Genomic DNA, 4832 nt, shown 5'->3' with positions numbered 1-4832 from the left:
CCCCTGACCCAAGAGCCCCCTCACCCAAAGGGACGCCGGCCACCCCCAGGCCGTCAGTCCGGAGCGCGCCGGAAGCGGTTCAGCGTGTCCTCGATACGTCCCTTGATCCGCTCCCGAGCCTCCATCCGAGGCACCCCCGCCATCAACATCCGGTCGTAATCGGTGTCCAGATGCCGAATGGACGCGATCACCGCCAACGTGATCGCGTTCTCGTCCAGCGCCCGCGCCGCCGCCGACCGCCCGACCCGCCCGCTCCCGCGCTGCCCGGCGTGCACCGCGATCTCGCCGGCCCGCTCGGCGGGGCAGCCGGGGAAGAGCCGGGCGATCTCGGCCGCCATCGCAGCCTGGTACTCCACGTCCTGCTCGGCCCGCCGCTCCCTGTCGCGCTCGCGCCGCCGCAGCCGCACCTCCTCGTCGGCCAGGCAGCGGTCCTCGGCCGCGGCCAGCGCGGACTCCTCCACCAGCAGCCCCAGCCGCTGGAACCGCTTGGCCCGCCGGTTGAACCGCACCACCACCGCCGACAGCCGGCTCTCCTGCTTGGCCCGCCGGCTGAGCGCCGCGTTGCCCGCCGCCAGGAACACCAGATGGTCCAGGTCCGCGCAGGTCAGGCAGTGCGGCCGGTCGTCCTCCATGATCAGGTAAGGGCCGGTGTCGCCGCAGCCCGCGCACGTCCAGGTCTCCAGCGGCGACACCGCGACCAGGTCGGGGGCCTTGCTCTGGCGCTCGGTGATCTGGCGTACCCGCGACTCGCTGAGGTCGGGCGACAACCAGTGCACCCGGAACGGCTCCTGCTCGTGCCCCGCGGTGAACCGCAGCTCCCGCCGGTCGCGGGTGCCTGCCACGTACGGCGTCTCCACCGGCCGCAGCCCCTTGGCCAGCGCCCAGTCCTTCAGCAGCGCGGCGGTGGTGAGCAGGCGGTCCTCGTCGACGGCGGCCAGTTCGGCCAGCGTGGCGGCCCGGCCCTGCCGCCAGGTGTCGACGTGCCGCGAGTGCAGCCAGCGCAATCCGGTGACCACGTCGATGAACGTCACGTACTTCCGGGTGGTCAGCGCGATCTCGGCAGCTTCGGCGACCCTGCGCGCCAGGTTCGGCTTGCTCACCCCTCCATTTTCCCCGCTGGGAATCGCTGCCGGAGCTTTGTCGTGAGATAGGCGGCCGCGTGGCTTCGCTTTTGACTAACGCGGCAACGTACCTCCTCGGATCTGGGACCTTTGGGGGAATCGTGCGCCTGATCTGGCCTGCCCTGCTCGTGTTCGCCGCCTCGTGCGGCCTCACCGACGACGGCTCGCTGCCCGTCGTCACCGGGACGTTCGGCAGCAAGCCCTTGGTCACCATCCCCAAGGGCAAGCCGGGACGTACGCCGCGGATCACCGTCCTGTCGACCGGGACCGGGCGGCGTACCCTGCCCGGGGACGTGGTGCTGGCCGACGTGGACATCAGGCGCTGGTCGGGCCAGCCGTACATGAACACCTACGACGGCAACCAGCCCACGACGGTGGTGTTCGACGGGCGGCAGGTGGCGGAGACCTGGCGCAGGTCGCTGATCGGCCGTCCGGCGGGCAGCCGGATCATGCTGGTCAGCCCGGCGGCCGAGGCCCTGGCCCCGAACGTGCCGCTGACCGGCGTATCGCCGTCCGACACGCTGGTGCTGGTCTTCGACATCCTGGGCGGCTACCCGCCGGACGCCAGACTGGTCGGCCGCACGCTGCCGGCGGTGCCCGCCGACCTCACGCCGTCCGACCGGCCGCGCACGCTCATCGACGGTTCGGGGGCCGAGGTGCGGGCCGGGTCGAAGGTGGTCATCCAGTACGTGGCCGCGAAGTGGCCCTCGCGTACGGTCGTGGACTCGTCCTATCGGCGCGGCGGGCCGAGCGCCTTCACGCTGAAGCCCGGCTCGGTCCCGCCCGCCTGGCTGGACGCGCTGGTCGGACAGCACGTCGGCAGCCGCCTGGCGGTGCCGGCCCCGGCCGCGGACGGCGCCGGCGGGCCCAAGCTGTACGTCATCGACGTCCTCGACACGCTCACCCCGGAGTTCTGAGCGCCGGACGACGACGACGAACGGCCGGCGCGGACCCCCACGCCGACCGTTCACCTGCGACTACGGGTTACGAGCCGCAGTGCTCGAAGGGGCTGTCGTAGACCGAGGACCCGGCCTTGCCGCCCCACCTGACGCACTTGCCCGGCGCGTAGGCGTAGACGGGCCCGGCGTAGTAGCCGTAGTTCCCGGAGTCCGTCTTCCTGGTACTGCCTTGGACCTCCAGGTAGGCGGTGGTCGCCGTGGGCGTGCCGAGCGACGTGGACTTCATCGTCACCACGCAGTTGTTGCCGTTGCCGCTGTTGTAGAGCAGGTAGACCGTGCCGCTGGTGCCCAGCCCGGCCGAGTCGACCACGCCGTAGCCCGATCCGCACGCCTCCTGCGGCGTGTACGGGTTCGTGCTGGATCCGCCGCAGTTCTTCGAGGCCAGTGTCTGCGCCGGGTAGCCGAACGTGACGCCGTTGAACACCGCCTTCTGGATGTTCGACGGGTAGCTGCTGCCCAGGCGCACCTCGTAGTGCAGGTGGGCGCTGATGTTGTTGCCCGGCTTGCTGGTCTTGCCGACCGTGCCGATCTGCTGGCCCTGCGACACCGCCTGGCCGGCGCTGACGGAACGCACGTTCAGATGCGCGTAGTACGTGGACCAGCCGCTCCCGTGGTCGATCTTGACCAGGTTGCCGAAGCCGTTCGTCGAACCCTGGTGCGCCGAGATCACCACGGTGCCCGCCGCCGCGGCCACCACCGGGTCGCCGAGGTCGGCGTCGGCGCTGCCGCCCCGGTTGAAGTCGATCTCCCATGACTGGTGCGCGCTGCTCGCGCTGGAGTTGCCGGTCCAGGTCTGGCCGCAGGGGAACGGCAGTTGGAAGTTCGTGGCGAGTATCTGCGCCTGCTCGGTGCCCGTCTCCGGGTCGGCGGCGGCTGCTGGGGTCGTTCCGAGACTGAGGACTAACGCGAGGCCCGCGACCATTGCTCCGCTGAGCTTCATGGGGTGATCCTTTCCCGTGGGATCTCTGACACCAGGGTCTGCACCAGCCGCACAAGAAACGTCCAAAATCCATACAGGCGGGTGTCATGCTCACATTTCACGTGCTCGGGCCGCTGGAGGTCCGGTCCGCGGGGCGTCCCCTGCGGATCTCCGGCAGGAAGCCGCGCCTGCTGCTGGCCACCCTGCTGCTGGACGCCGGCCGGGTGGTCGGCGCCGACCGGCTGGCCGAAGTCCTCTGGCCGGACCGGCCGCCGCGCTCAGCCCAGGCCAACCTGCGTACCTACGTCAGCTCGCTCCGCACCGACCTCGGCTCCGGGCTGCTGCGCGGCGACGGCGCGGGCTACGCCATCGACGTCCCCGACGACGCTCTCGACCTGCTGGCCTTCGAGTCGCTGGCGGCCCGCGCGCGGTACGCCGAAGCGCTCGCGCTGTGGCGTGGCGCCCCGCTGTGCGACCTGCCGGGCAGCCCGCTGTGGGACCGCCGCGTCGAAGCGCTCCAGGAGGTACGCCTGCGGGCCGCCGAAGCCCTGATCGGCCAGCGGATCGAGCACGGCGACCAGGCCGGGGCCATCGCCGGGCTGCGCGCGCTGCTGGCCGAGCAGCCCTACCGGGAGGATCTGTGGTGCGGGCTGCTGCTCGCCCTGCACCGGTGCGGGCGCAAGGCGGAGGCGTTGCGGACGTACGCGGCGGTGCGCGAACGGCTGGTGGACGAGCTCGGGGTGGAGCCTGGCGCGGAACTCCGCGAGGTCCACGAAACCCTCCTCGCCGACGACCCGCCGCTCCCGCACCCCGCAAAGACCGCCGCGCACGGCAAGCGGCCGGGGGAGCAGCGGCCGGGGGAGCATCGGCTGGGGGAGCAGCCGCAGCCCCGGCAGCTTCCACCCCGGCAGCTTCCGCCCGATCTGCCGGACTTCGTCGGCCAGGCCGAGGCGCTGGCCGCGCTGGCCGAGCCGTTCTCGGTGGCCGTGATCTCCGGGGCGCCGGGGACGGGGAAGACGGCGCTGGCCGTGCACGCGGCCCACGCGCTGCGCGAACGCTACCCCGCCGGGCAGCTCCACCTGGAGCTCGACGGCAGAGACCCCGCCGACCTGCTGGCCGAGGCGCTGCGGGCGCTCGGCGCGCGGCCCGTCCCGGCCACGGTGGGCGAGCGCTCGGCGCTGCTCAGGACGCTGCTGGCCGAACGTCCGATGCTGATGCTGCTCGACGACGCCGACGACGCCGCCCAGGTACGCCCGCTGCTGCCGGGCAATCGCAGCGCGGTGATCGTGACCAGCAGGCGCAGGATCACCGAACTGCCCGGAGCGCTCAGGATCGACCTCGGTGAGCTGACGACGGGTGAGGCGCTGCGGCTGCTCGCCGCGATCGCCGGCGCCGAGCGGGTGGCCCGCGAACGGGAGGCCGCGCTGGCCATCGTGGCGGCCTGCGGCGGGCTGCCGCTGGCGGTCAGGAACGCCGGCACCCGGCTCGCCGCCCGGCCGGGGTGGTCGCTGTCCGTGCTGGCCAGGCGGCTGGAGGAGGACTGGCTGGGCGAGCTCAAGGACGTCCGGGCCAGTCTCGACCGCGGCTACCTGCGGCTGAGCGGCGAGGCCGCGCGCACGCTCGTCACGCTCGGGCTGCTCGGCGGCGCCGCCCAGCCCGGCTGGGTGGTGGACGCCGCACTCGGCCGCGACCGCGCGGACGACGTCACGGACCTGCTGGTGGACGTCAACCTGCTGGACCTGGCCGGCACCGACCCGGTCGGCCAGCCCCGCTACCGGGTCCCCGACCTCATCCGCCGCCACGCCCTGGAACGCGGCCCCACCCTCACCCCAC

Annotated in this window: 4 protein-coding genes; 2 read left to right on the top strand and 2 right to left on the bottom strand. The window is 72.8% G+C overall.

The window, feature by feature from the left end:
* Positions 1-53: 53 nt before the first annotated feature.
* Complete coding sequence (locus HII36_RS53350; RefSeq protein ID WP_173531056.1) at positions 54-1100, bottom strand: DUF2293 domain-containing protein; 1047 nt, start codon at positions 1098-1100, stop codon at positions 54-56.
* A gap of 122 nt (positions 1101-1222) precedes the next feature.
* Between HII36_RS53350 and HII36_RS53345 the strand changes: the two genes are divergently transcribed.
* A complete protein-coding gene (locus tag HII36_RS53345; RefSeq protein ID WP_173531055.1) occupies positions 1223-2038 on the top strand; it encodes an FKBP-type peptidyl-prolyl cis-trans isomerase in 816 nt (271 codons plus the stop codon).
* A 67-nt stretch (positions 2039-2105) separates the two neighbouring features.
* On the opposite strand, the gene HII36_RS53340 is transcribed toward HII36_RS53345, so the two are convergent.
* Positions 2106-3020 carry a M23 family metallopeptidase gene (locus HII36_RS53340; RefSeq protein WP_173531054.1) on the bottom strand — a complete coding sequence of 305 codons (915 nt, stop codon included), beginning with the start codon at positions 3018-3020 and terminating at the stop codon, positions 2106-2108.
* 86 nt (positions 3021-3106) lie between these two features.
* On the opposite strand from HII36_RS53340, the gene HII36_RS53335 reads away from it, so the two are divergent.
* On the top strand, positions 3107-4832 hold a 1726-nt coding region (locus HII36_RS53335), incomplete at its 3' end, for an AfsR/SARP family transcriptional regulator (RefSeq protein ID WP_173531053.1).

This window comes from Nonomuraea antri (assembly GCF_013283785.1).
In the GTDB taxonomy this organism is placed as follows: domain Bacteria; phylum Actinomycetota; class Actinomycetes; order Streptosporangiales; family Streptosporangiaceae; genus Nonomuraea; species Nonomuraea antri.
Note: the sequence above shows the minus strand (reverse complement) of the source record. Positions and strands in the feature narration are given on the sequence as shown.